Origin of the sequence: Streptomyces sp. Da 82-17 (assembly GCF_046098215.1) — a bacterium.
In the GTDB taxonomy this organism is placed as follows: domain Bacteria; phylum Actinomycetota; class Actinomycetes; order Streptomycetales; family Streptomycetaceae; genus Streptomyces.
This window is the reverse complement of record NZ_JBJURH010000004.1, coordinates 125758-150715: the sequence shown is the minus strand read 5'-3', so window position 1 is coordinate 150715 and position 24958 is coordinate 125758. Positions and strand designations below refer to the sequence as shown.

The window sequence follows — 24958 nt, the reverse complement described above, 5'->3', positions numbered from 1 at the left end:
TTGCGGTGTAGTAGACACCGGTGACCTGCGAAGACGCACACGCACGACAGGGGCCTGGCCCCGGGATGCGACCCCGAAGCCAGACCCGTGCGTGTGTACCGAGCGAGGCTCGGCCGAGCTACAGGCGGTCGAGCCTCGCTCATTCAGCGAGTCGACCCAAGCCGACCGTCTCCTCTCCAGGCCCGGCCCCGACTAGCGGGCGAAGGCCTGTACACACACCACGACGATGGGCGTGAACACCGGCGCGAGAGCTACCACGGTCCGTACCCATCGGGGCAGCGGGGTGGGCTCTGTCTCTTCGCCGTCTCCATCGCCTTGTCGTCGTTTTCCTGCCATGCCGTGATCCCTTCTCTCAAAGACGTGCACACCCTGTGCACGCCAGGGGGCAGCCCGAAGGGGCAGCCGTCTTAGTGGAGTTGGGCATCACGGCTAGCCGAGCATATAGGCGCGCACCCCTGCCGGTTGTCGACTTGGAGCCATTCCGCACGAAGAAACTCCGCCGCGACCTATTCAGGCGTCATCGATGCAAGCTCTCACCTTGGACACGCGAGAGCACCTCGAAACTCACCTTTTGCGAGCGCGCACCGATTTAGCGACCACTGACTGCACCGGAACAACTCCATACACAACAGAAGAGACAACTGCACACATAAATGGATAAGTGGGGTGGTCTGCGCGATGGCGCTCACCATTGGCGAGCTCGTCGGATACATCGACCTCGACGCGTCCGGCGCCCGCCAGGGCGTGGCGCAGACCGACCTCGCGTTGCAGGGATTGCAGCGGGACGCCGACGGCCGGCTGCGCGACATCCGCGGCCGGTTCATCGCCGAATCCGCCGCCATGGGCGCTGCCCTCGGCGACGGGCTCGGCGGCGCCGGCGAACGCGCGCGGGCGAGCCTCGGCGCGCTCGGCGGCATCCTCGGCGTACTGGGCACCGCGACCAAGGCACTCGCCGGCGGGACGCTCGCCGCGGGCGGCGCCCTGGTCGCGGTCCCCGCGCTGTTCGCGGCCATCGGCATCAAGGCCGCCGCGTCCTCGCAGCAGGTGCAGAACGCGTTCGGCGGCCTGAAAGAGCACGTCGTCTCAGAGGTTCAGGGGATGGCGGCGCCGATCGGCAAAGAGCTCGTCGGCATCGCGGGCGACGCCCGCAGCACGTTCGACCAGATCGCCCCCTCGCTGCGCAGCGCGTTCGCCGCCGCCGCGCCGCAGATCCGCACCCTTGCGCAGGGCGCGCTCGGCCTGGTCGAGAAGCTCGCCCCCGCGCTCGCGAGCACCGTCTCGGCCGCAACACCGGTCATCAACGCTGTGTCGGGCGGGCTGACGCAGCTCGGCAGCGGGCTTGCCGGATTCCTCGAAGGGATCTCGACCGGCGCGCAGGGTGCGGCGACCGGCCTCTCGGGCCTGTTCGCCGGGGTCTCGCAGATCCTGCCCGCCCTCGGGCAGTTGATCGGCACGCTCGCGCAGGCCGGTGGTCCGGTGCTCTCCACCCTCATGGGGGCGCTCGCGCCGCTGGTCACCACTCTGGCGAACGCGCTCGGTCCGGCCATTGCGCAGCTCGGGCCGCCGCTGCAAACGCTGATCTCCGCGCTCGGCGCGGGGTTGCAGCCGATCGTGACCGCGCTCGGTCCCGTGCTCGGCGCCGCAGCCGGTGCGATCGGTCAACTCGTCACCGCGATCGCGCCGTTGCTGCCGGCGCTGACTCCGATCCTGACCGCAGTGGGCGGAGTCTTCCGGCAGCTCGCCCCAGTGGTGCAGCAGCTCGCCACCACCTTGCAGACCGCGCTCGCGCCGATCCTGGCCCAACTCCCCACCATCGCACAGCCGTTGGCCGCGCTGCTCGGCACCCTGGCGAGCGCCGTCCTGCCGGTCGTCTCGCAGCTCATATCCGCGCTGGCCCCGAGCCTGGCCACGCTGGGGCAGGCGTTCGGGCAGGTACTCGTCGCCCTCGGCCCGCTCATCGGGGTGCTGGGGCAGTTGCTCGGGAGCGGGCTGCGTGTCCTCGCGGCGATCCTGACGCCGATCATCAGCCTCGTCGGCAAGCTCGCGTCGATCTTCGCGACCGTGCTGGCGAAGTACCTGACCGGCATCGTCGTTCCCGCTATCCGGATCTTGGTCAGCCTACTCAAGGGCGATTTCTCCGGCGCGTGGACCAAGGCGAAAGCCCTGGTCGCCAACGTCGGCCGCTTCCTGTTCTCGCTGTTCCTGCGCCTGGGCGTCTACGCCCGCAAGGGCATCGCCCTCGCGGTGCAGTGGATCAAGACCCTTCCGGGCCGCGCCCGCGCCGCACTGATCACGCTCGCGCCGCGCCTGCGCGAGATGGCGACGACCGCGTTCGCCCGGTTCCGCTCGGCCATCGTCGCGATGGCGCTGCGCGCGGTCGCCTGGGTCCGGGGTCTGCCCGGCCGGATCGCTTCCGCGCTCGCCGGCCTCGGCACACTGCTCGTCTCCAAGGGCCGCGATCTGATCCGCGGACTGTGGAACGGCATCCGGAACATGGGCGGTTGGCTCCGAAGCAAGCTGATCTCATGGGCCAAGTCCATGATCCCCGGACCGATCGCGAAGGCCCTCGGCATCAGCTCGCCGAGCCGTGTCATGGCGCGCGACGTCGGGCGCTGGATTCCCGCCGGCGTCGCCGCCGGCATCACCTCGGGACAGGGCGCCGTTGAGGGCGCCATGCGCCGGCTCGTGCCCGTCCCCGCCGCCCCCGGATTCCCCGCCACGGCGGGCGCCGCCGGTTTCGGCAGCAGCCCGTACGCCAGCGGTGGGCCGCTGCTGCACATCGAGAACTTCCACAACGCCGCCGGCCACAGCCCGGACCAGACCGCCGCGGCACTCAACTGGCGCATGAAAGCGAGGGGTTAACCCGCATGGACCGAACCACCGTCGACGCCGCCGGCATGGCCGAGGGGATGGTGCCCGGCCAACTCCGATACGGCGAGCTGCTGCTCGGCACCGGCACCGCCTACCGGTGGCGCAAGCTCACCGGGTGGGAAGAGCTCCCCCCGCAGGACTCGGGCAACGTCCCGCGCTCCGGCGACCACGGCGCACACCTAGGCCGGCTGCTCGCGCAGGTCCGCACGATCGGCCTCGACGAGGTGATCGTGCGCTCGGAGGCGTACCGGTTCGGTGCCGTCGTCGACGCGCTCAACGCCGGTACGCCGATCGCGCTCGACGAGCAGCCGCTGCTCGTCCACCTCGACGACCGCGGCCCGCTGATGTCGTGGGCGCGGATCATCAACCGCAGTGTGCCGGTCGAGCTCGGCTACTCGGTCGGCACGGTGACCGGCGGCGCGCTCCAGTGGGTGGCCACCGACCCGCGCCGCTACACGCCCGCCGTGCAGGAGACCGACGCCGGCCTGCCCGAGCCGTGCCTGCCGTGGCACACCGACCCCGTCACCGGCGCCCCGCGCGGCGTACCGGCGAGCACCGGCGACACGACCGCGTACAACGTCGGCACCGCCCCGACGCACCCCGTGATCGTGTTCCGCGGGCCGGTCGACACCCCGACCCTGATCAACCGCACCACCGGCCGCCAGCTTCAGTACCGCGTCGCCCTCGAACCGTGGGAAGAGCTCACCGTCGACACCTTCGCCGGCACCGCCACGCTTCCGACCGGCGAGAGCCTGCTCGCCGAGGCGAGCATCGCGAGTTGGCCCGAGCAGGCATTTACCCTCGACCCCGGCGAGAACGAGCTCGAATTCTGGGGCGCCGCTACCGTCCCTGCCGACCCGCGCGCTGCCGTCTCCCTGCGGTGGCGTTCAGCTCACTGGTGAACACCAGGGCAGTCCAACGGCAACGCAGTGAGGAGCGGCTGTTCGGATGTCTTCTGCGCGAGGCTCACGACTATTGAGGAACATCAAGGCCCCCAGGCCAAGGCCGCCGACGAGTGCCGCCACGAGCCGAATCTTCCACGTGACGGGGTCATTGATCACTCGCCGGGCCACAGTCCACCGCTGATACAAGAAGTAGGCGGCAACGTCGAGGAGAGCAGCAACCACTCCCAGCAGGACGACGTAGGGCGTGGCGGAGTGGCTGAGCTCCGCAAGCCTCCCCGGAAGGCTCTCCGACATAGACAGCGTGGACCACGCCACCATCGGGCACATCGCCCACGCGACCGTGGCTACGGCCCAGACGCGTGAAGGCAGCGACCGCTCAGGCTCCCCCGAAGTGGCGCTGAATCCGGCCAGGTTCTGAACGCCGCCGATCGACGTCGCCCCGATGAATACGTTGCCGTGGACCTCCAACCCATCGCCGGAAGTCCTGCCCTTCTCGCCATCAGGGTCGCCCTTCGGCTCTCCATCGTTCTCTTCCGGGTCCTCGTCAGAGCTCCGGCTCATGATCCGCCTCGTACATGTTGACGATCTGAACGCCGCCCATCTGAGTCGGGCCACGGAACTGGTTGTCGTGGATGTTCATGTGAATGCCACGCTCCGGAGTCCCCAAGGCGTCCTGAAGCTGGCGCAGAAGACGCTCATCACCGTCTGCAAGTCGCTGAACGTAGGCGCGTACCTCGGCTTCAAGCGTCGCAGGGTCAGCCTCACGAAGCCGGTCGAGATCCTCGATCCGAGGACTCTCCTCCCCGCCTGAGCGACGCAAGATCGAACTCAGCCGAGGCCGCACCGACGTATAGGCATCGCTGACCAGCAGGCCCGCAAGTGACGTGGCCACGCTCTGGACCACAAATCCCAGATCCGACATGTGTCCCCCTGTCCCCTCGGATCGCACTAAGCGTAAGGAGATGAACGCGCTCTGTCAGAGAGATACGGAAACAACGCCGCCTCGTACCGCGTGCTCGTGTGCGACCTGCGTACCGACGCCCTGCTCGACGTGCTGCCCGTCACCGAGGTCGCCGTCGAGGACTGGATCGGCAAGGCCGGCTCGCTCCGGGCCACCGTGCCCGTGCCGAACCGTGAGATCGCCGACCGCGTCCGCCCGATCCTGCAAGGAGGCCGCACGGCCCTGTGGGTTGAGCGCGACCGCGACATCTGGTGGGGCGGCGTCTTGTGGTCGGTCGTCCCGAAGATCGACGAGCGCGGGTTCGCCTCGGCCGAGGTACAGGCCGGGACTTTCGACACCTACCTCGAACACCGCAAGCTGTTCGAGTCGCTGCGAGCCGAGGACATCGACCAACTCGACATCGCCCGCAACCTCGTCGAGTACGCGCAGGCCCTGCCTGGCGGCGACATCGGCATCGAGTACGACACCCATCTCTCGGGCATCAGCCGGTCGCGCCGCTTCAGCAAGTACGACCAACCCACCGTGCGGGAGCTGCTCGACAAGCTCGCCGCCGTCGAGGAGGGGTTCGAGTGGCGCATTCGGTGCGAGCGCGACCCGGACACCGGGCGTCGCCGCAAGCTGCTTGAACTCGGCCACCCGCGCATCGTGCGCGGCGAGTCCGACGTCGTCCTAGCCCACCCCGGCCCCGTGCTCACCTACGAGCACCCCGAGGACGCGACCCCGCTCGCGAACGTCTGGCAGGCCCGCGGCGCGAGCAACAACCGCAACCAGGCCGCCGCGTCCAAGCCCCTGTTGTCCGAGCTGCTCGTCGCCGAGGACGACCTCGCCGCCGGCTGGCCGCGCCTCGACGGCACCAGCGACCACAGCTCGGTGGACGACCCGGACACGCTCAATCAGCACGCCCGCGCCGAGGCCGCGGCCACGCGCCGCCCGCAGGTCATCCCCGCGGTGACCGTGCGCCTCGACCAGGGCGTGACCCCCGACCTGCTCGGCCGCACGATCCGGCTGCGTATCCGCGATGTGTGGTTCCCCGAGGGCTACGACACCCGGCACCGCGTCGTCGGCATCAACGTCACCCCGCCCACCCGCGAGGCGGGCGAAACCGCAACCCTCACATTGGAGGCCGCCGCCTGATGGCTACCGTCCCTTCCGACCTGCTCGACCGCATCCGCGACCTTGAGCGCAAGGTGCGCGAGATCGCCGGCCGCGCGCAGACCCGCCCCGCCCTCGACGAGATCCGCGAGGGCGACGTGAAGATCACCGAGGGCGGGCAGCTCGTCGTCGTCCCGCCGAACAAGGACTACGCGACGTTCACCGTCGGCGAGTGGCCCGACGGCAGTTATGGCACCGTCCTGCGCCGCTTCGACGGCACCTATGCGCTCACCGTCGAGGGCGAGAAGGAAGACCGCGGCACCTGGCGCATGTGGTCGCGCGACCTCGCCGCGCCCGACCGCATTCTCGTCATGGACGACCGGCACAGCGACCGATTCCTCGGCCGCCCCTGGCTCCCCCTCGGCCTCAACCCGACCGGCGACCAGTCGAGCACCTCGGCCGACTGGCGATACGCCTGGGTCGGCGGCGCCCCCGCGCACAACGCCGTCGCCGTCCTCAAGCTGTCCACCCTCGCCGAGGCCGGCGGCACCGTCCGCGTACGGCTGCTGCCCGAGGGCGGCAAACCGATCGTCGTCGACGAGTGGGAGGTGCCGGCCGGCAAGTGGACCGCTCGCACCATCGAGCGGCCCCTGCACGGCGTCGGGTTCCTCGACTACGCGGGATGGCAGATCGAGCACCGCAGCGCCAAGGCCCACCAGCCGATCGAGACCCGCCTGTTCGCCGCCTACGGCCGCAACACGTTCGCCGCCGCCGAAGCCCCCGACGCCCCCGCCGGCGAGGCCGCCGACGCGAGCAGCAAGCCCGACCCCCGCCTCGCCGTCGAGACCAACGACGACAGCGACGCAAAGTAGCCGCACCTGAAAGGGACTTCGCCCATGTCCGATGCCGCACGCCGCACCGCCCGCACCATCGTGCAGACCCTGCTCGGCCTCGCCGCCGCCTTCCCCCTGATCCTCAACGCGTCCGGCATCCCCCGCACCGCCGTCGGCGTCGGCGTAGCCCTCGCCGTCGCCGCCGGCCTCACGCGCGTGATGGCGCTCGACGCCGTACAGAAGCTGCTCCCCAAGTGGCTGCGCACCGCCGTACCGGACACCGGCGCGGGAGGCGACGCCCGCGAGCCCGCCCCGGCCGGGAGCGACGGGGGCAGTGTGTGACCGACCCCGACCCGACCGACATCGCCCTCGAACTCGCCCAACTCCGCGGCACCGTGCAGGAAGGCTTCGCCCGCCTCGACGGCCGCCTCGCCCTGCTCGCCCAACGCCACGACCAGACCGACAAGCGACTCGACGAACACGACGCACGCCTCGACCGCGGCGAACAACGCCGCTGGCCCCTCCCAAGCGTCGCCGCCCTCGTCGCCGTCGCCGCCCTCACGCTGTCCGCATGGCAGCTCACGCACTGAACGCCGCGCCCCCGTTCCCGGCTGCAAGCCGGGAACGGGGGCGCTTTGGCCGTTCCTGGGCCGTCTCTCCCAATACCCCTGCACAGGCACCGCCCTCCGTAGGTACCGTCTGAGATAAGCCCGACAGATGGAGCCTGCTGATGTTGGAAGAAGCCGAAGAGATCGGAGAGCGTGTCCGGCGCGCTCGGCTCCGGCTCGGAATGCCTCAGGCTGACCTCGCCGCCGCCCTGGGTCGGTCCCAAGGGTGGGTGTCGAAGGTTGAGAACGGGCGCGTTGAAATCGACCGCGTCGGCGTACTCAACGCCGTGGCAGCCGAGTTGCACGTGCACCCCAACGACCTGATCGGCCGCCCGTACAACAGCTCACCTGACGAGAACCAATGGCAGGTCGCCGCATCCTCGATCCTGCGCGAGCTGCGCCGCTACGACCTCGCGCCGGTCTTCGACGGCACGCCCCGTACTGCATCCCAACTGTGGCGGGAAGCAACTCGCCTGCACCGGCTGCGCGATGCTGCGGCGAACGTGTCGATCCTGCGGGTGTTGCCGGATCTCTTCCGCGAGGCTCGCGCCCTGATCGAGGTTGCCGAGGGCCACGAGCGTGAAGAGGCGTACGCGATCTACGCCGTGTGCTGCAAGTTCGCTCACACCTCGGCCCACGCCCTCGGCCACCCTGAGTTGGTCGCGATGGCGTGCGAGCGTGCCGCCTGGGCGGCCCGCCTGTCTGGGGACGCTGTCCTGCCGGCGGTCGCCGACTGGATGCGCGTGTGGGACATGTGGGCGACCGCGGATTGGGACGACGCAGTAGCGCTCTCCGACCGCGCCCTCGCCACCGTGCAGACGCCGTACGAGCAGGGAGACCCCTTGTCCCTCCGGGCATGGGGAACCCTCCAACTGCGCGCCGCGGTCTCCGCCGCCCGTGGCGGACGCCCCGCCGAGGCCGAGGACCGCATCGCCCACGCGAAGGTCGCCGCCGACCGCATGGCCCAGCACGACGGACCGCCGTTCTACGACCGGCACTCCCTTACGTTCTCGCCGGGGAACGTGGCGATTCACGCGGTAAGCGTCGCCCTCGAAATGGGCCAGCAGAGCAAGGCTCTGAAGATAAGCCGCCGCACGTCGCCGGATCTTGTGGCGTCCCTCCCGCACTCACGGCGGGGACACTTTCACATGGATCTCGCGCGGGCGTGGCTGTGGGACGGCAACCGCGACAAGGCCCTCAAGGAACTGGAGACGGCCGAGACCATCGCTCCCCAGCTCGTGCGCAACCATCCGATCGCACGCTCGACTCTGCGGAGCATCGTCTATGCCGAGCGTGCAGCCACGCGCGAGAAGCTGCGTCGCATGTCCAACCGCTTCCACCTCGACGGATAACGCGGTATTCCGTCGATTCATATTCGGCCCTGCCTGCCCTCATAGCTTCGGAGCATGGCCGAAGCGAACGAGCAACTCCCGCAACATGTAGGCGACTTATCCTCCGGCGCGTACCGTCCCCGCCTCGGTGACCTTGCCCTCGACGAGGCGGCGGGCCACCGGGTTGGCGTGGTCATCGCCACGCCCAACGAGACCGTGAAGACGTTCCACCTGCGTACGCCCGGCGGTGGCAGGGACTGGCGGGCGAAGGGCGACGGATCGACGCTTACGCCCGTGCACGCGCCCGTCAGCCACGCCACCCTCAGTCTGGGCGAGCTTCGAATCGACGGCGTGAACGGGACGACCACGTTCCCCATCACGCTTCACCACGTGGACGGCGGCACGTCTGATTCGTTCCTGATCATCGCGGACGGGCGAGGCGAGCGCTCGTGCGCCTACTGCCCGGAGCCCAGCCCGACTGTCTGCGTCCGCGTCGTGCAGTCAGGCTCCGGTGCAGACCGCCCGGTCTACGCTCATCGGGCATGCGCCGCGGCCCGTGGCATAGCACCGCTCTACGAGGTGACGTCGTCGCCGCGTCTGGGAGCGGAGCACTCCGGATGACAACAACGACGCTCAACCGCCATACTCCTGCCCCGCCGAAGCCCCCGCTGCGTGTTGCGCAAATGTTCAGGCGCTCCCGCGAGGCAGTCAGCCGGGCGCGCAGATTCGTACGGGAAGCGACCCTCGACCTCGTACCGGGCGAACGCGTCGAGGAGATCCTCGTGTGCGTCTCCGAACTCGCTACGAACGCACTACAACACACCCCGCCGGGCCGCATGTTCCGTGTTGGCCTCACCCTCACGCCTGACGTTCTGCACCTCGAAGTGCACGACGCCGGCGGGGGCACACCTCAGGTACGGGAGGCGTCCGAGGACGACGACAGGGGCCGCGGCCTGCTGCTCGTCGCGATGCTCGCCGACGACTGGGGCACCACGAGGCGCGACGGGCCCGGAAAGATCGTCTGGGCCGACTTCCGGCTCTCTGTCGCAAGCCCGAACGGCTAGGGCCCGGCCACGCCCATCGGCGACGCATGCAGCGACTCTCTCGTGACCACGCACCGCCCCCTGCATCCACGCCCGCAAGAGGGCGCCTCGGCGGCCGTTGCACCGACCGCCGAGGCGAAACGTCAATGGCCACCGATTCCAAGGGACCACCAACGCAATGCGCGACCTTATCGCCTACCTCTACATCTGGTTAGCGCCGGGCGTGCGCCGGACCCTGCACCGCATCCGCGCCCGCACCGCGCCGCATCCGCTACCCGCCATGCTCCCCGTGCTGCCTACCGCGCCTACCTACGCACGACGGCCCGTCCCACCTCACGTGATCGCCCGTCGACAACCGCTGGACGGTCACGCCGTCGCCCTCGTACGCCCTTACCTCCGCGTCTACGAACAGGCTTGTGCTGCCGAGGAGTTGCGCCGAATTCAGCGCGAGCGCCGTACGGCAGCCGCCCTCGCAACGTGCGGCATCGACTACGACCCCCTGCTCACCGTCTCGGACAGTCAGCTCACTCGCTCGCTCATTCCCACTCCGGCAAGGAGGGTGCATGTCAGCGCCCACGCATGAACTCATCGTGAGCCCGTTCCTCGACGAGCACCTCGTACTCCACCCCGGCAGCGCCCGCGGCGTGAGGATCAAGACGCACCGCTACCTCGAACTTCGCCAACTCGCCGCGACCGGCGCTCCGTTACCGGCGTGGCTGCGCGCCGCAGCACGCCGAGGCTGGAACCTCGACCTCGCCGACCGGTCCACGGGCGAGACCGTACTCGTCCGCGATCCGTCACCGTACGGGCACGGCCGGGCCTCGTACGAGGTCAACAACGGTTGCAACTGGGCGTGTTCGCACTGCGTGTACGGCGCCAAGCGGCACGAGGGCCTCGCCTGGGAGGCACGCGAGAGGCTGCTGCACATCCTGCGGGACGCCGGCGTTCTGTGGCTGGAGCTCGGCGGCGGCGAGTGCACCATCGACCGGCACTTTCCCGAGACGTACACGCTCGCCTACGACCTCGGCATGATGGTCGAGATCCTCACCAACGGCTCGACCCTGTACCGGCCGCACGTCCTCGACCTGCTCACCACCCGTCGGCCGTACCGCGTGACGCTCAGCGTCTACGGCGCCACCGAGGCCACGTTCGACGAATTCACCGGGCGCCGGGGCGCGTTCCGGAAGTTCGTCCGCGGGCTGGACGCGGCACGCGAGGCCGGTCTGCCGCTGTCGCTGAGTGTCGTCGTCACCCGCGAGAACGCCCACGAGGCGCCCGCCATGCGCGAGCTCGCGGCCCGCTACGCCTCACGCGTACGCGAGTACAGCCACATGTCGCCGACCTTCACCGGCGACGCCGACCCCCTCGCCCAGCAGGCACCCGAATTCCTGCACAACCGGACCCCGTTCACCGGATGCGACGCCGGCCACACGTCCTTGAACGTGAACCCCTTCGGCCTGGCGAGCGTCTGCAAGATCTCCCGCGACCACCCGATCCCGCTTCTGAAAGAGGGGGTCGCGGGCCTGTCCCGGCTCGGGGACATCGCCGACCGAGCACTACAGCGCCACAGCGGGTGCAACGGCTGCTCGCTTCAGAAGACGTGCACCACGTGCATGCCGCTCGTGACGCTGTACCGCAAGGCCGGCTCGTCCCTGGACCGCTACTGCCAACACGCCTGAAGGGAGGTACACCCAATGACAGCCATCGCCGTAGAGATCACCCCGCGGCCCGAGGTCGACGACGAGTTCGAGCTCGTCGAGGACCTCGACACCGTCGCCGGCAACGAGGTCATGCGCGGCTGCGGGAACGACAACCCGTACTAAGCCGAATCCCGTCGAGGCCGCCCGCCGAGTGCGGGCGGCCTCATCCTTTCCCGATCCCTACACTCCGCCCGTGGTGACCATGCGACTTCAATGGACCGACCTGCCCACAGCCACCCGCGACGCCGTCGCCGCCCGCACCGGGCCCGTCTACGCCGCCAAGAACGCCGCCAAAGGCGCGAACAGCGAGATCGCCGCCGCCCTCGACACCCGCGCCGGCCGCGTCTTCGTCAAAGGGCTGCGCTGTGACCACCCGCGCGCCTGGACGCAGCAGCGCGAGGCCGCCATCAACCCCTACGTCGCGCCCCTCGCCCCACGGCTGCTGTGGATCCACGACGACGGCGAGTGGAACCTGCTCGCCTTCGAGTACCTCGACGGCCGACCGGCTGACTACCGGCCCGGCTCCACCGACCTGCCCCTCGTCGTCGAGGCCCTCATCAGCCTGTCCCAGGTACGCGCGCCCGCAGACCTCGAACTGAAGCAGATCGAGCAGCGGCTCGCCGACTACGTCGACACCCCCGACGATGCTGGACTCCTGCGCGGCGACACCGTGCTACACACCGACTGGACCCCCGACAACATCCTGATCAGCGAAGGCGCCGCCCGCGTCGTCGACTGGGCATGGCCCACCCGCGGCGCGGCGTGGATCGACGCCGCCTGCTGGGCGGTCTGGCTCATCTCCGCCGGCCACACCCCCGAGGGCGCCGAGCGCTGGGCCGCCAAGATCCCCGCCTGGTCCGCCGCGCCGCCCCACGCTCTCGACGTGTTCGCCACCGCGCAACAGCGCCTCTGGGACGGCATCGCCGCGGACTCACCCGAGGTGGAGTGGAAACAGAGCCTCGCCGAAGCAGCCGCACAGTGGGCCACCCACCGCCACCACTGACCAGGGGAACACCATGCCCGACCCGACGATCCACCCCTTCGAAACCCTCACCGCCCCGACCGGCGAACGCGTCCAGATCGACCAGGACATGACGCCCGTCGTACGCGAACTGTGGGCCCTCGGCCTCATGACGACCGGCTGCTGCCAAGACGTCGGCGAAGCCACCGCAGGCGTACGCGCTAAGCGCGACAAGCCCCTCGGCTACGGCGGCGACGGATTCATCGACTACCACCGCGGATGGGCACTGCTCAAGATGCCGATCCCCGACGCCATGCGCCTCACCTACCTGCTCGCCGAGACCCCGACGTTCAGCGACCGCGTCCGACAACCGTGGCGCCCCGGCTCATGGCGCATGAACGTCCCCCTCGAACCGGACGGCCTCGGCGACGCCGCACTGCTGCACTTCCCCTCACAGCAGATCCACGAACTCGTCGACGCCCTGAGAGATCAGTAGAACGGCCTGACCGCCTTCCGCCCGCCGGCTGCTCCAGGCCCGGCGGGCGGAGCCGTGAGGACCCCGCCCGCGGTCGCTATGCGGCGTCTGCTGCCGCCTCGGCAGTCAGCTCGGGGGTGACACCGAGATACCTGTGCAGGTGGTAGCGCGACACCACGTAGCCGCGCCTACCGGGAAGGAGAGGGACGGGGTACAGACCGCGCTTGGCGAGGCTGTAGCCGGTCGTCCTGCCGAGCGTCAGCGCTCGGTTGGCCGTCTCCAGGGGGAACGTCACCGGGAGGGCCATCAACTCGTCGTGTGTCATTCCTCTTTCGTTACTCACGATCAACCCCTTTGGTCGTGATCGAGAACGTAACGGAAGCTGTTGACACTGCGCAACACGCAACGTTGACTGTGCCATATGCACAATCACCCGACGGCAAGCGACACCATCGCCGAGCAAGTCCGCCGACACCGCACGCGCCTCGGCATGTCCCGCGAGCAACTCGCCGCCGAATGCGAGCGCCTCGGCGCGACCGGCCTCACGTACGCCGCACTCGTCAGCATCGAGTCAGGTCGACGCAAGCCGGACGGCAGTCGCCGCCGCGAGGTGACCGCCGACGAACTGCTCGCACTCGGCCTCGCCCTGGCCGTACCCCCGCTGCTGCTCATGCTCCCGCTCGGGAGCGAGCAGGCCGTGCCCACCGTGCCTAACCGCGACCCGCGCGACCCGTACACCGTGTGGCGTTGGTGGACCGGCGAGCAGACGCCCACTCTCGGCGGGCCGCTCGACGGCCGGTACTTCCCCGAGTCCCGGCCGATCGGCGAGGACGGCCCCAAATGGTCCGCAGCGTGGGCCACTGCGGCCTATCCGGCTTCCCTCTACCCCGAGTTCGAGCGGCGTCGCGAGGCCGCCCACAGGGCCTACCTGCGTGCCGAGGCCGCAGACAAGCGCAAGTCGAACCAGAAGGGCCGAACGGACGCATGGACCGATTACACACAGCGCCTCGAAGAACTCGCCGCTCACATTGGGGATATGCAGCGCGTCGGACTCCAAATCCCTGCCTTGCGGCCGGACTTGATCGAGGACATGCGAGGGCTCGACATGCTCGACGACCCCCGCTCACTCACACCGGAGGATGACGCGTGAAAGGCTCCACGAACAAACGCTGCTACTGCCGCAGCGCGGAAACAGGCAAGCCGCTCGGCACTGCCTGCCCGAAGTACAACCAGCCCAGGCACGGGGTCTGGTCCATTCGGCAAGAGCTGCCGGCGAACAAGGACGGCGAGCGGCGCATCTTCCGCCGCTCGGGATACAACACCAAGACCGACGCGCAGGCTGACCTCGACAAGGTCCGTGCTCTGCTCGGCATCGCCGGCAGAGAGGACGCGGAGGGCCGGCGCCGCCTCGGCGACATGCTCGAAACTGTCGGGGCGGGCAAAGACCCTCTGCCCGACTACGACGAAACGAAGCGGAAGTTCGCGACGGGCCAGTCACTCACGCAGCACACGACGGTCGGCGAGTGGCTTGAGCTGTGGCTCGCCGGTAAGAAGTCGCTGCGCACGAGCGGGAAGAACCGCTATGACACCGACATCCGCGTGCACCTCATACCGCGGATCGGGCACATACGACTCGACCGGCTCACCGTCGCTCACCTCGACGAGATGTTCGAGGGCATCGCGGAGACGAACGAGGAGATCCGCGACGCGAACATTCTGCGCCGTACCGCGCTCGATGAGCTCAAGCTCATTCCGTGGAAGGGGCTGGAGAACCGGCGTCGCCGCAAGGCGATGAAAGAAAGCATCGCCTCGATGCCGCCGTTCCGGCGGGCCACAGGCGTCGCGACGCAGCACCACATCAAGGCGACGCTTCGTGCCGCACTGAACGCCGCCATTGCGCGCGGGCTGATCGTGTTCAACGCCGCCGCGCACGTCGAGCTCGAAGAGCACCGGCGCCCCAAGGCCCTTGTCTGGACCGATGAACGGGTCGCCGAGTGGCTGCGAACAGGCGTCAAGCCTTCCCCGGTCATGGTGTGGACTCCCGAGCAAGCAGGGGAGTTCCTCGACTTCCTCGCCGCTCGGAAGGACCGGCTGTACGGGCTCTATCACCTGATCACTTTCCGAGGGCTGCGCCGTGGCGAGTCCTGCGGTCTGCGACATACGGACCGGAATCGCGCAGCGAAGACGCTTACCGTCGCCACGCAGCTCGTGCAGGACCGATCGGAGGTCATCGAGAACGCCCCGAAGACCGACAGCGGTGAGCGCGTGATCGACCTCGACGAGTACACCGACCAGGTCCTCGACGACCAGGAGCGGCAGCAGGGCGCCGAGCGCCAGACGTACGGCGAGGCGTGGATCGATTCGGGCCGCATGTTCACGATGCCTGACGGGTCGTTCATCAACCCCGGATGGCTGACTGATCATTTCGAGCGTCTTGTCGAGCTCTCCGGGCTGCCTCCGATCCGGCTGCACGATCTGCGGCACGTCGCCGCCTCGTTGATGCTCGCCGCCGGCGTCGACATCAAGATCGTGTCCGAGACCCTCGGCCACAGCGAGAGCCGGATCACGCGGGACATCTACCAGTCGGTCATGCCCAAGGCTGCTCGCGAGGCTGCCGAGGCAACGATCGCCATGGTGCCCCGGGCCGCGGCCCGTGCCCCCGAGCCAACACCGCCTGCACCCACGGCGGATGGGGGCGAGCAGACGGCACTCGACCGCCTTGTCGCTCAAATCGCGGCGAAGGCCGAGCAGGACGGACGCACTGTCGAAGAGGTCGCGCAGATGGCGCTCGCCCGCGTCACCGGGCTGGCAGCCGAGGGGGCCGAGAATCCGGAAGGGCACGCAACGGGCACGCAAGCGGGCGCGAAGATCATCGCCTTCCCGTCTCCCGGAGCGCAGAAAACAGAAACCCCCAGGCCAGACGAGGTCCAGCCCGGGATTTCGCAGAGCCCCCTGTCGGATTCGAACCGACGACCTACGCATTACAAGTGCGTTGCTCTGGCCAGCTGAGCTAAGGAGGCGGGCCGTGGCGGTTTCCACACTTTACACAGGGGGCGTCGTCGTGGGCCACGGACGATGTCGGCCCTGTGGGGGTCCTCGGCGGGGTTGCTTGATAGAAACACTCCAGCGCTTGTTCGAATCCACGAGAGTGAGGGGCGGGCATGGAGGCAGGGGCGGAGCCGGGTGTCGGGAGAGCCTCGGAGGGGGGCGCCGGGGCCGGTCCCGGGGAAGGGGAGGCGGAGCTCGGCTTACGGGTCCTCCGTATCGTCGTCGACGTGCTCGGGGACAGGGACAGTGGCCTCCCCCTCGACCAGGTGCAGCACTCGCACTTCCAGGACCTCGGCGGCTCCTCCCTGCAGGCCATTCGGATCTGTGCGCGCGTACGCAAGGAGTCCGGCGTGACCGTCGCGCCCGAGGAGCTCTTCGACGCGGACACCGTCGGAGACTTCTGCTCGGCCCTCGCCCGCACCGCACACCAGTCCCGCACCGCACACCAGACCCACACCGCACCCCAGGCCCGCTCCACGCCCCATGCCTGAGCCGCGCCCCATGCCTGAGCCGCGCCCGATGCCTGAGCCGGCGGCCGGAGCGCTCATCCACACCGTCCTCGCCCGCCACGCCGCCCGTACCCCCGACGCCCCCGCCCTCCTCCAGGGCGCCCGGCGCGTGACGTACGGCGAGCTGGACCGGGCCGCCGAGGCGTACGCGGGGGCGTTGCGGCGGCTCGGGGTCGGGCCCGGCACCCTCGTCCCCGTCGCGCTCGCGCGTACCCCCGACCTGGTGGCCGTGCTGCTCGGCGTGCTCAAGTGCGGTGCCGCGTATGCCGCGTTGGACCCGGCGTGGCCGCGGGAGCGGATGCGTACCGTCGTCGAAGAGCTCGGCCCGCCAGTCGGTGTCGCGGACGACCCGTCGATCCTCGCGGGGTTGCCCAGCTGGTCCCCGAACGACCCGGGTGACACGGATGACGCGACCGCCGCGCCGGGCCCCCCGCCACCCCCGCCACCCCCGCCGACCGCGCAGTCACCCGCCGCCCCCGCCACCGTCTTCTTCACCTCCGGCAGCTCCGGTCGGCCCAAGGGTGTGGTCGCGCCGCATCGGGCCGTGACGCGGCTGTTCCGGCCCGGGGGCGCGCTCGTCGGGCTCGGGCCGGGGCGGGTGATGGCGCAGGCCGCGCCCGTGCCGTGGGACGCGTTCACGCTGGAGGTGTGGGGGCCGCTGCTCACCGGGGCGGCGTGCGCCATGTCGGCGAGCCGGACGCTGCTGCCGGACGAGCTGCGCGGGCTGATCGACCGGCACGGGGTCGACACCCTGTGGATCACCTCCTCGCTGTTCAACCTGTTCGTCGACGAGGACCCCGGCTGCTTCACGGGGCTCGGGCACGTCCTGACCGGCGGCGAGGTGCTGTCCCCCGCGCATGTGCGCACCTTCCTGCGGCGGCACCCGGGCATCGCGCTGTTCAACGGGTACGGGCCCGTCGAGAGCTGCGTCTTCGCGACGACGCACCGCATCACGCCCGCCGACTGCGACCGCCCGGAGGGCATCCCGGTCGGAACTCCCGTGCCGGGTACGGGAGTTCGGCTGTCCCGCGACGGCGAGATCCTGCTCTCCGGCACCGGCCTCGCCGACGGCTACCTCGGCCTCCCGGAGGCGACCGCCGAGCGCTTCACGACCACCGACGACGGCGTACGCGTGTACCGCACCGGCGATCTCGGCCGCCTCGACGCCGACGGCGTGCTGCACTTCCACGGCCGCACCGACCGGCAGGTGAAGATCGCCGGGCACCGCGTCGAACCCGCCGAGACGGAGGCCGCCGCCCGCCGCGTCCCCGGCGTACGGGACTGCGCCGCCCTCCCCGTCGGCGACCGGCTCGCGCTCTACTACACCTCCGCCGAGGCCCCCGGAAGCGCCTCCGCCCCCTCCCCCGCCGCCGTGCGCCGTGCCCTGCGCGCCGCGCTCCCCGCGCATCTCGTACCGCATCTCGTGCGCGAGCTGCCGGCGCTGCCCGTGACCGCGCACGGCAAGGTCGACCGCCCGGCGCTCGCCGCCCTCGCCACGGAAGGCCCGCACCCCCGATGAACCGGCCCGGAACCCCTCCCGGAACCACCGCTCCCGCGCCCCCGCGCATCCACCCCATGTCCCCCGAGCAGGAGTCCATCTGGCTCAACGACCAGATGCAGCACGGGAGTTGCGCCGACAGCGGCCGGCCCTCGCCGTACGTGGAGAACTGGACGTACCGCCTCACCGGCCCCCTCGACCCGGTGGCCGTGGAGGCGGCGTTGTCCGGGATCGTGGGCCGGCACGAGGCGCTGCGCAGCAGCCTCGGCCTCGTCGACGGGGTGCCGTCGCAGCGGGTCGAGGGGGCGCTGCCGGTCCGGGTGCGGCAGCGGTCCGTACCGCCCGCCGAGCTGGACGCGGCGGTCCGGGCGGCGGTGAGCGTTCCGGTTCCGCTCGACCGACCGCCGCTGCTGCGGGCGACCCTCCTGGCGGCCGGACCGCAGGAGCATGTGCTCGCCGTCGCCGTGCACCACGCGGTGCTCGACGGCTGGTCGCTGCGCCTCCTGGACGAGGAGTTCGGCGAGCTGTACCGCGCCGCGACCGAACAGCGCCCGCCCCGACTGGCCGCCCTGCCCGTGCAGTTCGGGCCGTACGCTCTCGCCCGGCGCGGGCGGCCGCGTGCCGAGCTCGACGACCTCGTCGCGCACTGGCGGGCCGTCCTCGACGGCGCGCCCGCCGAGTCGTCCTTCCCCGCCCGCCGCGCCCGTCCCGCCGTGCCGAGCCGTCGCGGCGGCCAGGTGCGGTTCCGGATCGGCGCGGGGACCGTACGGGAGCTGCGCGCCCTCGCCCGTACGCTGCGCGTCACCCCGTTCGCGCTGCTCGCCGCCGCCCTGAGCGCACTCGTCGGACGGCTCTCCGGTGAACGGGACGTGGTGATCGGCACGCCGATGTCACGGCGCGGCGACCCTCAACTGGAGCCGCTCATCGGCTGCTTGACGGATCTGCTGCCGCTGCGCAGCCGCCTCGACGGCGGCTTCGCCGACCTCGCGCGCGCCGTGCGGTCCGCGGTGTGGGACGCGGTCGCGCACCGCGAGGTGTCGTACGGACGCCTTGTCCGCGAGCTCGCCGGGGAGCGCACGCTCGGCCGGTTCCCGCTGTTCCAGGTGGTCCTGACGGTGGACGACGCGGACACGCCCGGCCTCGACCTGCCCGGCGTCACGGCCCGCCGCCTCCACCCGCACAACGGCACGGCCAAGTTCGACGCGTTCGTCCACCTGATCCCTCAGGGCGGCCTCCCCGAGGGCGGCCTCGGGAGCGACGGGTATCTGGGACTTCTGGAGTACGCCTCCGACCTCTTCGACCACGCCGACGCCGAACGGCTCGCCGCCCGCTTCGTCACCCTCCTCGAATCCGCCCTCCGGGACCCCCAACTCCCCCTTGAGAAGCTGGAGTTGCTTCCGGCGTCCGAGCGGGACCGGCTCGACGCGTACGCCGCGGGCCCGCCCGGACGCGCCGAACCGCCGCTCGTGCACGAGGCGTTCCGCGCCGCCGCGGCCCGTACGCCGGAAGCCGACGCGGTCGTGCACGGCGAGCGGCGGATGACGTACCGCGAGCTCGACGCCGCGTCCGACGCGCTCGCCGCCCGGCTGGTCGCACGCGGGCACGGGCGGGGCGCACGCGTCGCGTTCTGCCTGCCACGCGGGCCCGAACTGCCCGTCGCGGTCCTCGCCGTGCTGAAGGCGGGCGGCTGCTGCGTGCCGGTCGACCCCGCCCACCCGGCCGCCCGCCGCACCCGCCTCCTGCGCGACAGCGCCGCGAGCGCCCTCCTGACCAGCCGCGCCCCGGACCTCGGCACCTGGGCCGACGCCCTCGACGTCGACCTCCTGCACGTCGAGGACACACCGCCCGCGCCCCCGCGCCCCGCGCTCCCCTCCGCAGCCCCGCAGGACCTCGCGTACGTCCTGCACACCTCCGGCTCCACCGGCAGACCCAAGGGCGTCGCGCTGCCGCACCGGGCGCTGGCCTCGCTCGTCGACTGGCAGCGCGGGCACTCCGACTGCGGCCCGGGCGCCCGCACCCTGCAGTTCGCGCCGATCGGCTTTGACGTCGCCTTCCAGGAACTGTTCGCCACCTGGGCCGCGGGCGGCACCCTCGTCCTCGTCGACGACGCCACGCGCCGCGACCCACGGCTGCTGCTCGACCTGGTCGACGAGCAGCGCGTCGACCGCCTGTTCCTGCCGTTCGTGGCGCTCCAGCAACTCGCCGCCCACGCCGTCGCCGCCCAACGCCCCTGCCGCGTACGGGAGTTCATCACCGCGGGCGAGCAGCTGCACGTCACCCCGGCGCTGCGCGCGTTCCTCACCGAGCCGGCCGGAACCGGAGCCGGGGCCCGCGCCCGCCTCGTGAACCAGTACGGCCCCACCGAGTCCCACGTCGTCACCGCCCACCCCCTCACCGGCGACCCCGCGCACTGGCCCGAACTCCCGCCCGTGGGACGGCCCGTGGCGGGCGCCCGCGTGCGGCTGCTCGACGCGGACCTGCGCCCGGTGCCGCTCGGCGCGGTCGGCGAGATCTGCATCGGCGGCCGCACCCTCGCCGCCGGGTACGTCGGATACCCGGGCGCCGCGGCCGAGACCCGCGCCCGCTTCGTGCACGTCGACGGCGAACGCCTGTACCGCAGCGGCGACCTGGGGCGGTACGCGCCGGACGGGAGCATCGAGTTCGTCGGCCGGCGCGACGCCCAGGTGAAGATCCGCGGCCACCGCGTCGAACCCGCCGAGGCCGAGGCGGCCGTACGCGCGGCCGGCGGCGTCACCGACGCCGTCGTCCTCGCCACCGGCGACCCGAAACGCCTGGTCGCCCACTACACCGGCGAGGCCGCGCCCGAGCAGCTGCGCGCCGAGCTCGCCGCCGTGCTGCCCGCCCACCTCGTGCCCACCCTGCTCGTGCCCGCCGCCGCCCTGCCCCTCACCGCCAGCGGCAAGGTCGACCGCGCCGCCCTCGCCGCGGCCACACCGGGCCCCACCGACGACCGGGTGCCGCACGTGCCGCCCCGCAGCCCCCGCGAGCTGCACATCGCCGAACTGTGGCAACGGGCCCTCGGCACCCCCGGCACGACGCCCGGCGTGCACGACGACTTCTTCGCCGTCGGCGGCGACTCCCTGCGCGCCGCCCGCCTCGTCCTCGACCTGCGCACCGAACTCGGCCTCGACCTGCCCCTGAACGCCGTCTTCGGCACCCCGACCATCGCGGGCCTCGCCACCCACACCCCCGCCCGCCCCGCCCACGCCGACCTCGCCGTGCGCCTCCCCGCCGACATCGCCCCCACGACCGGCCCCGCCGCCACGTCCCCGCCCCGGCACGTCCTCCTCACCGGCGCCACCGGCTTCCTCGGCGCGTTCCTGCTGCGCGCACTCCTCGCCCGTACCGACGCCACCGTGCACTGCCTGATCCGCGGCACCGGCCAACGCCTCCACGACCGCCTCCGCGCGTACGGCCTCCACGACCTCGCCGCCGACCCCCGGATCGTCCCGCACACCGGCGACCTCGCCGCCCCCCGCCTCGGCCTCGCCCCCGGCGCGTACGAGCGGCTCGCGCGCACCGTCGACCTCGTCCTGCACTGCGGCGCCGAGGTCAACCTCGCCCACGGATACGACCGGCTGCGGGCCGCCAACACCGACGCCACCGCCGAGGTCCTGCGCCTTGCCGCCGCCCACCGCACCGTGCCCGTGCACCACGTCTCGACCGTCGGCGTGCTCTCCGGAACCCCGGCCTCCGGCGCGTACCTCGCCGACGACCCGCTGCCCCCGCCGACCGGACTGCGGCACGGCTACGCGCAGAGCAAGTGGGCCGCCGAGCACCTGGTCGGACAGGCCCGCCGCCGCGGCCTCCCCGTCACCGTGCACCGCCCGACCCGGCTCACCGGAGACTCGGCGACCGGCGTGTGCCAGGACGCGGACTACCTGTGGCTGCTGCTGCAGGCCTGCGCCCGCCTCGGCCTCGCCCCGGACGCCTCCCTGGACCTGTCGTTCGACCTGGTGCCCGTCGACCGCGCGGCCGCCGCGATCGTCGCCCTCGCCCTGCGACCGGCCGCCGCCGGGCGTACGTTCCACATCGCCGCCGGACGCCGCCTCACCCTCGCCACGGCCGTGGACCGGCTGCGGACCCACGGCCACCGCATCGCCGACGTACCGCCCGAGCAGTGGCTGCACGCCCTGCGCTCCACGCCGACCGGGCCCGCGCTGCTCGCCGTCCTCACCGACGCCGCGGGCCGCGTGACGTCCGAGGGCGCCCACCCCGTCGACGCCACGACGACCCGCGCCCTCCTCGACGGCACCGGCATCGACCTCGCGGGCGACGGCGCGGACCTCTTCGCCGCCTGCGTCCGCCACTTCACGACCACCGGCTTCCTGCCGCCCCCGTGACGCCCCTCGTACGTGCCGACCCCCGCCCGTGACGGCCCTCGTACGCTGCGCGAATTCCCGTACGCCTGCTGACACCGCCGAATCCGCCGGGTACTGTCGCAGCCACCCCGGCCCCGGCCTGGGCGCTTCACTGCGCCGCGACCACGCGGCGCAGCCACCACCTTTACTCGGATCGTCCGGCACGTTCCTGCCGGTGAAGGGGGCTTCACAGCCATGGCTTCTGTCACGTTCGACAAGGCGACACGCATCTACCCGGGCTCCGACAAGCCCGCGGTGGACGGCCTGGACATCGAGATCGAGGACGGCGAGTTCCTCGTCCTCGTCGGTCCCTCCGGCTGCGGAAAGTCGACCTCCCTGCGCATGCTCGCAGGCCTCGAGGACGTCAACGGCGGTGCGATCCGCATCGGCGACCGCGACGTCACGCACCTCCCGCCGAAGGACCGGGACATCGCCATGGTGTTCCAGAACTACGCGCTCTACCCGCACATGACGGTCGCCGACAACATGGGCTTCGCACTCAAGATCGCCGGCGTGCCGAAGGCCGAGATCCGGCAGAAGGTCGAGGACGCCGCGAAGATCCTCGACCTCACCGAGTACCTGAGCCGCAAGCCCAAGGCCCTCTCCGGCGGTCAGCGCCAGCGCGTCGCGATGGGCCGCGCCATCGTCCGCGAGCCGCAGGTCTTCCTCATGGACGAGCCGCTGTCCAACCTGGACGCCAAGCTCCGCGTCTCCACCCGCACCCAGATCGCCTCGCTCCAGCGCCGCCTCGGCATCACCACCGTGTACGTCACCCACGACCAGGTCGAGGCCATGACGATGGGCGACCGCGTGGCCGTGCTCAAGGACGGCCTGCTCCAGCAGGTGGACTCGCCGCGCAACATGTACGACCGTCCGGCCAACCTCTTCGTCGCCGGGTTCATCGGCTCCCCCGCCATGAACCTGGTCGAGGTCCCGATCACCGACGGCGGCGTGAAGTTCGGCAACTCCGTCGTGCCGGTGAACCGCGAGGCCCTCACCGCCGCCGCCGACAAGGGCGACCGCACGGTCACCGTCGGCGTCCGCCCCGAGCACTTCGACGTGGTCGAGCAGAACGGCGAGGCCGCCAAGTCCCTCACCAAGGACAGCTCGGACGCCCCGGCCGGCCTCGCCATCACGGTGAACGTCGTCGAGGAACTCGGCGCCGACGGCTACGTCTACGGCACCGCCGAGGTCGGTGGCGAGCCGAAGGACCTGGTCGTCCGGGTCAACGGCCGCTCCGTGCCGGAGAAGGGCTCGCAGCTGCACGTCGTCCCGCGCCCGGGCGAGACGCATGTCTTCGCGACGTCCTCCGGCGAGCGCCTCAGCGACTGACGCCCCGCCAACTCGGCCGGACGGCCCCGCACTTCGGTGCGGGGCCGTCCGCGTTCCGCCGGGAACGGGCGGCACGGAGTCGACAAATACCCCGGCACAACGCCCTTTTCGAACTCCGTGCGTCAACCCCGATTCGAAATTTTCCCTCGAACCGTCGCCCGTTCCGGTGACCAAATGTCTCCAAATCATCACTGACCGCTACGCTCACGCACGTGAACCAAAGCGCCCGCCGAATCGGCCGAACCCTCGCTCTTGTCCTCCCCGTCGTCCTCGTCCTGTCCGGGACGCTCGCGGTCACCCGGGTCAACTGGTCGGGTGGCTCGCAGTCGGTGCTCACCGCGTCGTCCGAGGAGGTCTCGTCGCCCGCCAGGACGACGCGCGCCCCTCAGGAGGCGCTGCGCGACCGGCTCCTGCTCGAACTCCAGGAGAAGAACCCGGGAGTCGCCCTCACCAAGCTCCAGCAGGAGGTCGACGCCCGCCCGTCGCTCGCCAAGCACTGCGCCTGGATCGCCCGCGCCCTCGGCCGCGCCGCCGTCCGCCAGTACGGCCCGAGCCGCGCCCAGTCGTACGCCCGCCCGGTCTGCGACACCGCCTTCGCCACGGGCGTGGCCCAGTCGGTCTGACGGCACCGGCCCGCCCGGCGCCCACGCCATAGGGTGCGGGACATGACCGACCCGCACCCCTTCCCCGTACAGGCCGTCATCCTCGCCGGAGGACAGGGCTCCAGGCTGCGCCCGTACACCGACGACCGACCGAAGCCGATGGTCGAGATCCCCGGGACCGGGGTCCCGATCATCGGCCATCAGCTTTCCTGGCTCGCCGCCGAAGGCGTCACCGACGCCGTCATCTCCTGCGGCCACCTCGCCGACGTCCTCCAGGACTGGCTGGCCGAGACCGAACTCCCGTTGCGGGTCACGACGGTGGTCGAGGAGGAGCCGCTCGGCCGCGGCGGCGGACTCAAGTACGCGGCCGCCCGCCTGCCGCACCCGGACCGCGCCTGGTACGCGACGAACGGCGACATCTGGACCCGCTTCCCGCTGCGCGACATGGCCGCGTTCCACACCGAGCGGGACGCCACCGCCACCCTGGCCCTGGCCCGGCCCCGCCTCCCCTGGGGCACCGTCGAGACCGACGCGTTCGGCCACATCACGGACTTCATCGAGTCCCCGCCCGTCACGTACGAGATCAACGCGGGCGTGTACGTCTTCTCCCCCGAGTTCGCCGCCCTGCTCCCCGACCGCGGCGACCACGAACGCACCACGTTCCCCCGCCTGGCCCGCCAACGCCGCCTGGCCGGCTACCCACTGCCGCAGGGCGCGTACTGGCGCGCCATCGACACGGCGAAGGACCTCACGGAGGCAGCGAAGGAACTGGCGTCCCACGGCCGTTGAGCCCTCCCCGGGCTCCAC

General features: G+C 71.3%; 23 protein-coding genes, 1 tRNA gene and 1 pseudogene. 21 read left to right on the top strand and 4 right to left on the bottom strand.

Annotated elements, in window-relative coordinates; all coding sequences use genetic code 11:
• Nucleotides 1-678: 678 nt before the first annotated feature.
• Both ACIDOF_RS08360 and ACIDOF_RS08355 read left to right on the top strand, forming a co-directional pair.
• The gene (locus tag ACIDOF_RS08360) at nt 679-2862 is read left to right on the top strand and encodes a hypothetical protein (RefSeq protein WP_409005086.1); all 2184 of its coding nucleotides are present in this window, start codon (nt 679-681) and stop codon (nt 2860-2862) included.
• A gap of 5 nt (nt 2863-2867) precedes the next feature.
• Nucleotides 2868-3773 (top strand): phage distal tail protein, encoded by a 906-nt coding sequence (locus tag ACIDOF_RS08355; RefSeq protein ID WP_409005085.1) that lies wholly within the window; start codon nt 2868-2870, stop codon nt 3771-3773.
• Here the strand turns inward: ACIDOF_RS08355 and ACIDOF_RS08350 are convergent.
• Nucleotides 3759-4337 carry a hypothetical protein gene (locus ACIDOF_RS08350; protein ID WP_409005084.1) on the bottom strand — a complete coding sequence of 193 codons (579 nt, stop codon included), beginning with the start codon at nt 4335-4337 and terminating at the stop codon, nt 3759-3761. The two genes, ACIDOF_RS08355 and ACIDOF_RS08350, sit on opposite strands and share 15 nt — an antisense overlap.
• Complete coding sequence (locus tag ACIDOF_RS08345) at nt 4321-4698, bottom strand: hypothetical protein (RefSeq protein WP_409005083.1); 378 nt, start codon at nt 4696-4698, stop codon at nt 4321-4323. Before ACIDOF_RS08345 ends, ACIDOF_RS08350 begins: the two co-directional genes overlap by 17 nt.
• A gap of 96 nt (nt 4699-4794) precedes the next feature.
• Between ACIDOF_RS08345 and ACIDOF_RS08340 the strand changes: the two genes are divergently transcribed.
• The 11 genes from ACIDOF_RS08340 (at nt 4795) to ACIDOF_RS08290 (ending at nt 12801) form a co-directional block, all read left to right on the top strand.
• Nucleotides 4795-5871 (top strand): hypothetical protein, encoded by a 1077-nt coding sequence (locus ACIDOF_RS08340; protein WP_409005082.1) that lies wholly within the window; start codon nt 4795-4797, stop codon nt 5869-5871.
• Nucleotides 5871-6701: a hypothetical protein gene (locus ACIDOF_RS08335; protein ID WP_409005081.1), complete on the top strand. Its 831-nt coding sequence runs from the start codon at nt 5871-5873 to the stop codon at nt 6699-6701. Before ACIDOF_RS08340 ends, ACIDOF_RS08335 begins: the two co-directional genes overlap by 1 nt.
• A gap of 24 nt (nt 6702-6725) precedes the next feature.
• A complete protein-coding gene (locus tag ACIDOF_RS08330) occupies nt 6726-7004 on the top strand; it encodes a hypothetical protein (RefSeq protein WP_409005080.1) in 279 nt (92 codons plus the stop codon).
• Complete coding sequence (locus tag ACIDOF_RS08325; protein ID WP_409005079.1) at nt 7001-7252, top strand: hypothetical protein; 252 nt, start codon at nt 7001-7003, stop codon at nt 7250-7252. Before ACIDOF_RS08330 ends, ACIDOF_RS08325 begins: the two co-directional genes overlap by 4 nt.
• Before the next feature lie 140 nt (nt 7253-7392).
• Entirely contained in the window at nt 7393-8622 is a 1230-nt protein-coding gene (locus tag ACIDOF_RS08320) for a helix-turn-helix domain-containing protein (RefSeq protein WP_409005078.1), read from the top strand.
• Between the two features lie 54 nt (nt 8623-8676).
• Complete coding sequence (locus tag ACIDOF_RS08315; RefSeq protein WP_409005077.1) at nt 8677-9222, top strand: hypothetical protein; 546 nt, start codon at nt 8677-8679, stop codon at nt 9220-9222.
• A 62-nt stretch (nt 9223-9284) separates the two neighbouring features.
• Complete coding sequence (locus tag ACIDOF_RS08310) at nt 9285-9665, top strand: ATP-binding protein (protein ID WP_409005076.1); 381 nt, start codon at nt 9285-9287, stop codon at nt 9663-9665.
• 542 nt (nt 9666-10207) lie between these two features.
• Nucleotides 10208-11323 carry a radical SAM protein gene (locus ACIDOF_RS08305; protein WP_409005075.1) on the top strand — a complete coding sequence of 372 codons (1116 nt, stop codon included), beginning with the start codon at nt 10208-10210 and terminating at the stop codon, nt 11321-11323.
• Nucleotides 11324-11338: 15 nt separating this feature from the next.
• Nucleotides 11339-11467 (top strand): hypothetical protein, encoded by a 129-nt coding sequence (locus ACIDOF_RS08300; protein ID WP_409005074.1) that lies wholly within the window; start codon nt 11339-11341, stop codon nt 11465-11467.
• 79 nt (nt 11468-11546) lie between these two features.
• Nucleotides 11547-12347, top strand: coding sequence for an aminoglycoside phosphotransferase (locus ACIDOF_RS08295; protein WP_409005346.1), 801 nt, complete (start codon nt 11547-11549; stop codon nt 12345-12347).
• Between the two features lie 13 nt (nt 12348-12360).
• Complete coding sequence (locus ACIDOF_RS08290) at nt 12361-12801, top strand: hypothetical protein (RefSeq protein WP_409005073.1); 441 nt, start codon at nt 12361-12363, stop codon at nt 12799-12801.
• A gap of 76 nt (nt 12802-12877) precedes the next feature.
• Here ACIDOF_RS08290 and ACIDOF_RS08285 read toward each other — a convergent pair whose 3' ends face one another.
• The gene (locus ACIDOF_RS08285) at nt 12878-13105 is read right to left on the bottom strand and encodes an integrase (protein WP_409005072.1); all 228 of its coding nucleotides are present in this window, start codon (nt 13103-13105) and stop codon (nt 12878-12880) included.
• Nucleotides 13106-13201: 96 nt separating this feature from the next.
• Between ACIDOF_RS08285 and ACIDOF_RS08280 the strand changes: the two genes are divergently transcribed.
• On the top strand, nt 13202-13930 hold the full coding sequence (locus ACIDOF_RS08280; RefSeq protein ID WP_409005071.1) for a multiprotein-bridging factor 1 family protein: 729 nt from the start codon (nt 13202-13204) through the stop codon (nt 13928-13930).
• Between the two features lie 266 nt (nt 13931-14196).
• Nucleotides 14197-15309 (top strand): annotated as a pseudogene (locus ACIDOF_RS08275) (tyrosine-type recombinase/integrase); the annotation flags it as partial.
• Between the two features lie 417 nt (nt 15310-15726).
• On the opposite strand, the gene ACIDOF_RS08270 reads toward ACIDOF_RS08275, so the two are convergent.
• Nucleotides 15727-15800: transfer RNA gene (locus ACIDOF_RS08270), tRNA-Thr, on the bottom strand.
• A gap of 141 nt (nt 15801-15941) precedes the next feature.
• Between ACIDOF_RS08270 and ACIDOF_RS08265 the strand changes: the two genes are divergently transcribed.
• The 6 genes from ACIDOF_RS08265 (at nt 15942) to ACIDOF_RS08240 (ending at nt 24940) form a co-directional block, all read left to right on the top strand.
• Nucleotides 15942-16319, top strand: coding sequence for an acyl carrier protein (locus ACIDOF_RS08265; protein ID WP_409005070.1), 378 nt, complete (start codon nt 15942-15944; stop codon nt 16317-16319).
• Nucleotides 16320-16347: 28 nt separating this feature from the next.
• On the top strand, nt 16348-17856 hold the full coding sequence (locus ACIDOF_RS08260) for an AMP-binding protein (protein ID WP_409005069.1): 1509 nt from the start codon (nt 16348-16350) through the stop codon (nt 17854-17856).
• A gap of 56 nt (nt 17857-17912) precedes the next feature.
• Nucleotides 17913-22199 (top strand): non-ribosomal peptide synthetase, encoded by a 4287-nt coding sequence (locus tag ACIDOF_RS08255; protein WP_409005068.1) that lies wholly within the window; start codon nt 17913-17915, stop codon nt 22197-22199.
• Nucleotides 22200-22412: 213 nt separating this feature from the next.
• Nucleotides 22413-23549 carry an ABC transporter ATP-binding protein gene (locus ACIDOF_RS08250; RefSeq protein WP_409005067.1) on the top strand — a complete coding sequence of 379 codons (1137 nt, stop codon included), beginning with the start codon at nt 22413-22415 and terminating at the stop codon, nt 23547-23549.
• Nucleotides 23550-23740: 191 nt separating this feature from the next.
• The gene (locus ACIDOF_RS08245; protein WP_409005345.1) at nt 23741-24172 is read left to right on the top strand and encodes a hypothetical protein; all 432 of its coding nucleotides are present in this window, start codon (nt 23741-23743) and stop codon (nt 24170-24172) included.
• 42 nt (nt 24173-24214) lie between these two features.
• Nucleotides 24215-24940, top strand: coding sequence for an NDP-sugar synthase (locus ACIDOF_RS08240; RefSeq protein WP_409005066.1), 726 nt, complete (start codon nt 24215-24217; stop codon nt 24938-24940).
• Nucleotides 24941-24958: the final 18 nt, after the last annotated feature.

Bases quoted from the DNA above. Each gene is read 5' to 3' on its own strand.
- ACIDOF_RS08315 (WP_409005077.1), top strand. From the start codon at position 8,677: ATGGCCGAAGCGAACGAGCAACTCCCGCAACATGTAGGCGACTTATCC.
- ACIDOF_RS08240 (WP_409005066.1), top strand. From the start codon at position 24,215: ATGACCGACCCGCACCCCTTCCCCGTACAGGCCGTCATCCTCGCCGGA.
- ACIDOF_RS08310 (WP_409005076.1), top strand. From the start codon at position 9,285: ATGTTCAGGCGCTCCCGCGAGGCAGTCAGCCGGGCGCGCAGATTCGTA.
- ACIDOF_RS08280 (WP_409005071.1), top strand. From the start codon at position 13,202: ATGCACAATCACCCGACGGCAAGCGACACCATCGCCGAGCAAGTCCGC.
- ACIDOF_RS08330 (WP_409005080.1), top strand. From the start codon at position 6,726: ATGTCCGATGCCGCACGCCGCACCGCCCGCACCATCGTGCAGACCCTG.
- ACIDOF_RS08295 (WP_409005346.1), top strand. From the start codon at position 11,547: ATGCGACTTCAATGGACCGACCTGCCCACAGCCACCCGCGACGCCGTC.
- ACIDOF_RS08250 (WP_409005067.1), top strand. From the start codon at position 22,413: ATGGCTTCTGTCACGTTCGACAAGGCGACACGCATCTACCCGGGCTCC.
- ACIDOF_RS08320 (WP_409005078.1), top strand. From the start codon at position 7,393: ATGTTGGAAGAAGCCGAAGAGATCGGAGAGCGTGTCCGGCGCGCTCGG.
- ACIDOF_RS08355 (WP_409005085.1), top strand. From the start codon at position 2,868: ATGGACCGAACCACCGTCGACGCCGCCGGCATGGCCGAGGGGATGGTG.
- ACIDOF_RS08350 (WP_409005084.1), bottom strand. From the start codon at position 4,337: ATGAGCCGGAGCTCTGACGAGGACCCGGAAGAGAACGATGGAGAGCCG.
- ACIDOF_RS08260 (WP_409005069.1), top strand. From the start codon at position 16,348: ATGCCTGAGCCGGCGGCCGGAGCGCTCATCCACACCGTCCTCGCCCGC.
- ACIDOF_RS08290 (WP_409005073.1), top strand. From the start codon at position 12,361: ATGCCCGACCCGACGATCCACCCCTTCGAAACCCTCACCGCCCCGACC.
- ACIDOF_RS08335 (WP_409005081.1), top strand. From the start codon at position 5,871: ATGGCTACCGTCCCTTCCGACCTGCTCGACCGCATCCGCGACCTTGAG.
- ACIDOF_RS08265 (WP_409005070.1), top strand. From the start codon at position 15,942: ATGGAGGCAGGGGCGGAGCCGGGTGTCGGGAGAGCCTCGGAGGGGGGC.
- ACIDOF_RS08305 (WP_409005075.1), top strand. From the start codon at position 10,208: ATGTCAGCGCCCACGCATGAACTCATCGTGAGCCCGTTCCTCGACGAG.
- ACIDOF_RS08345 (WP_409005083.1), bottom strand. From the start codon at position 4,698: ATGTCGGATCTGGGATTTGTGGTCCAGAGCGTGGCCACGTCACTTGCG.
- ACIDOF_RS08285 (WP_409005072.1), bottom strand. From the start codon at position 13,105: ATGACACACGACGAGTTGATGGCCCTCCCGGTGACGTTCCCCCTGGAG.
- ACIDOF_RS08255 (WP_409005068.1), top strand. From the start codon at position 17,913: ATGTCCCCCGAGCAGGAGTCCATCTGGCTCAACGACCAGATGCAGCAC.
- ACIDOF_RS08300 (WP_409005074.1), top strand. From the start codon at position 11,339: ATGACAGCCATCGCCGTAGAGATCACCCCGCGGCCCGAGGTCGACGAC.
- ACIDOF_RS08360 (WP_409005086.1), top strand. From the start codon at position 679: ATGGCGCTCACCATTGGCGAGCTCGTCGGATACATCGACCTCGACGCG.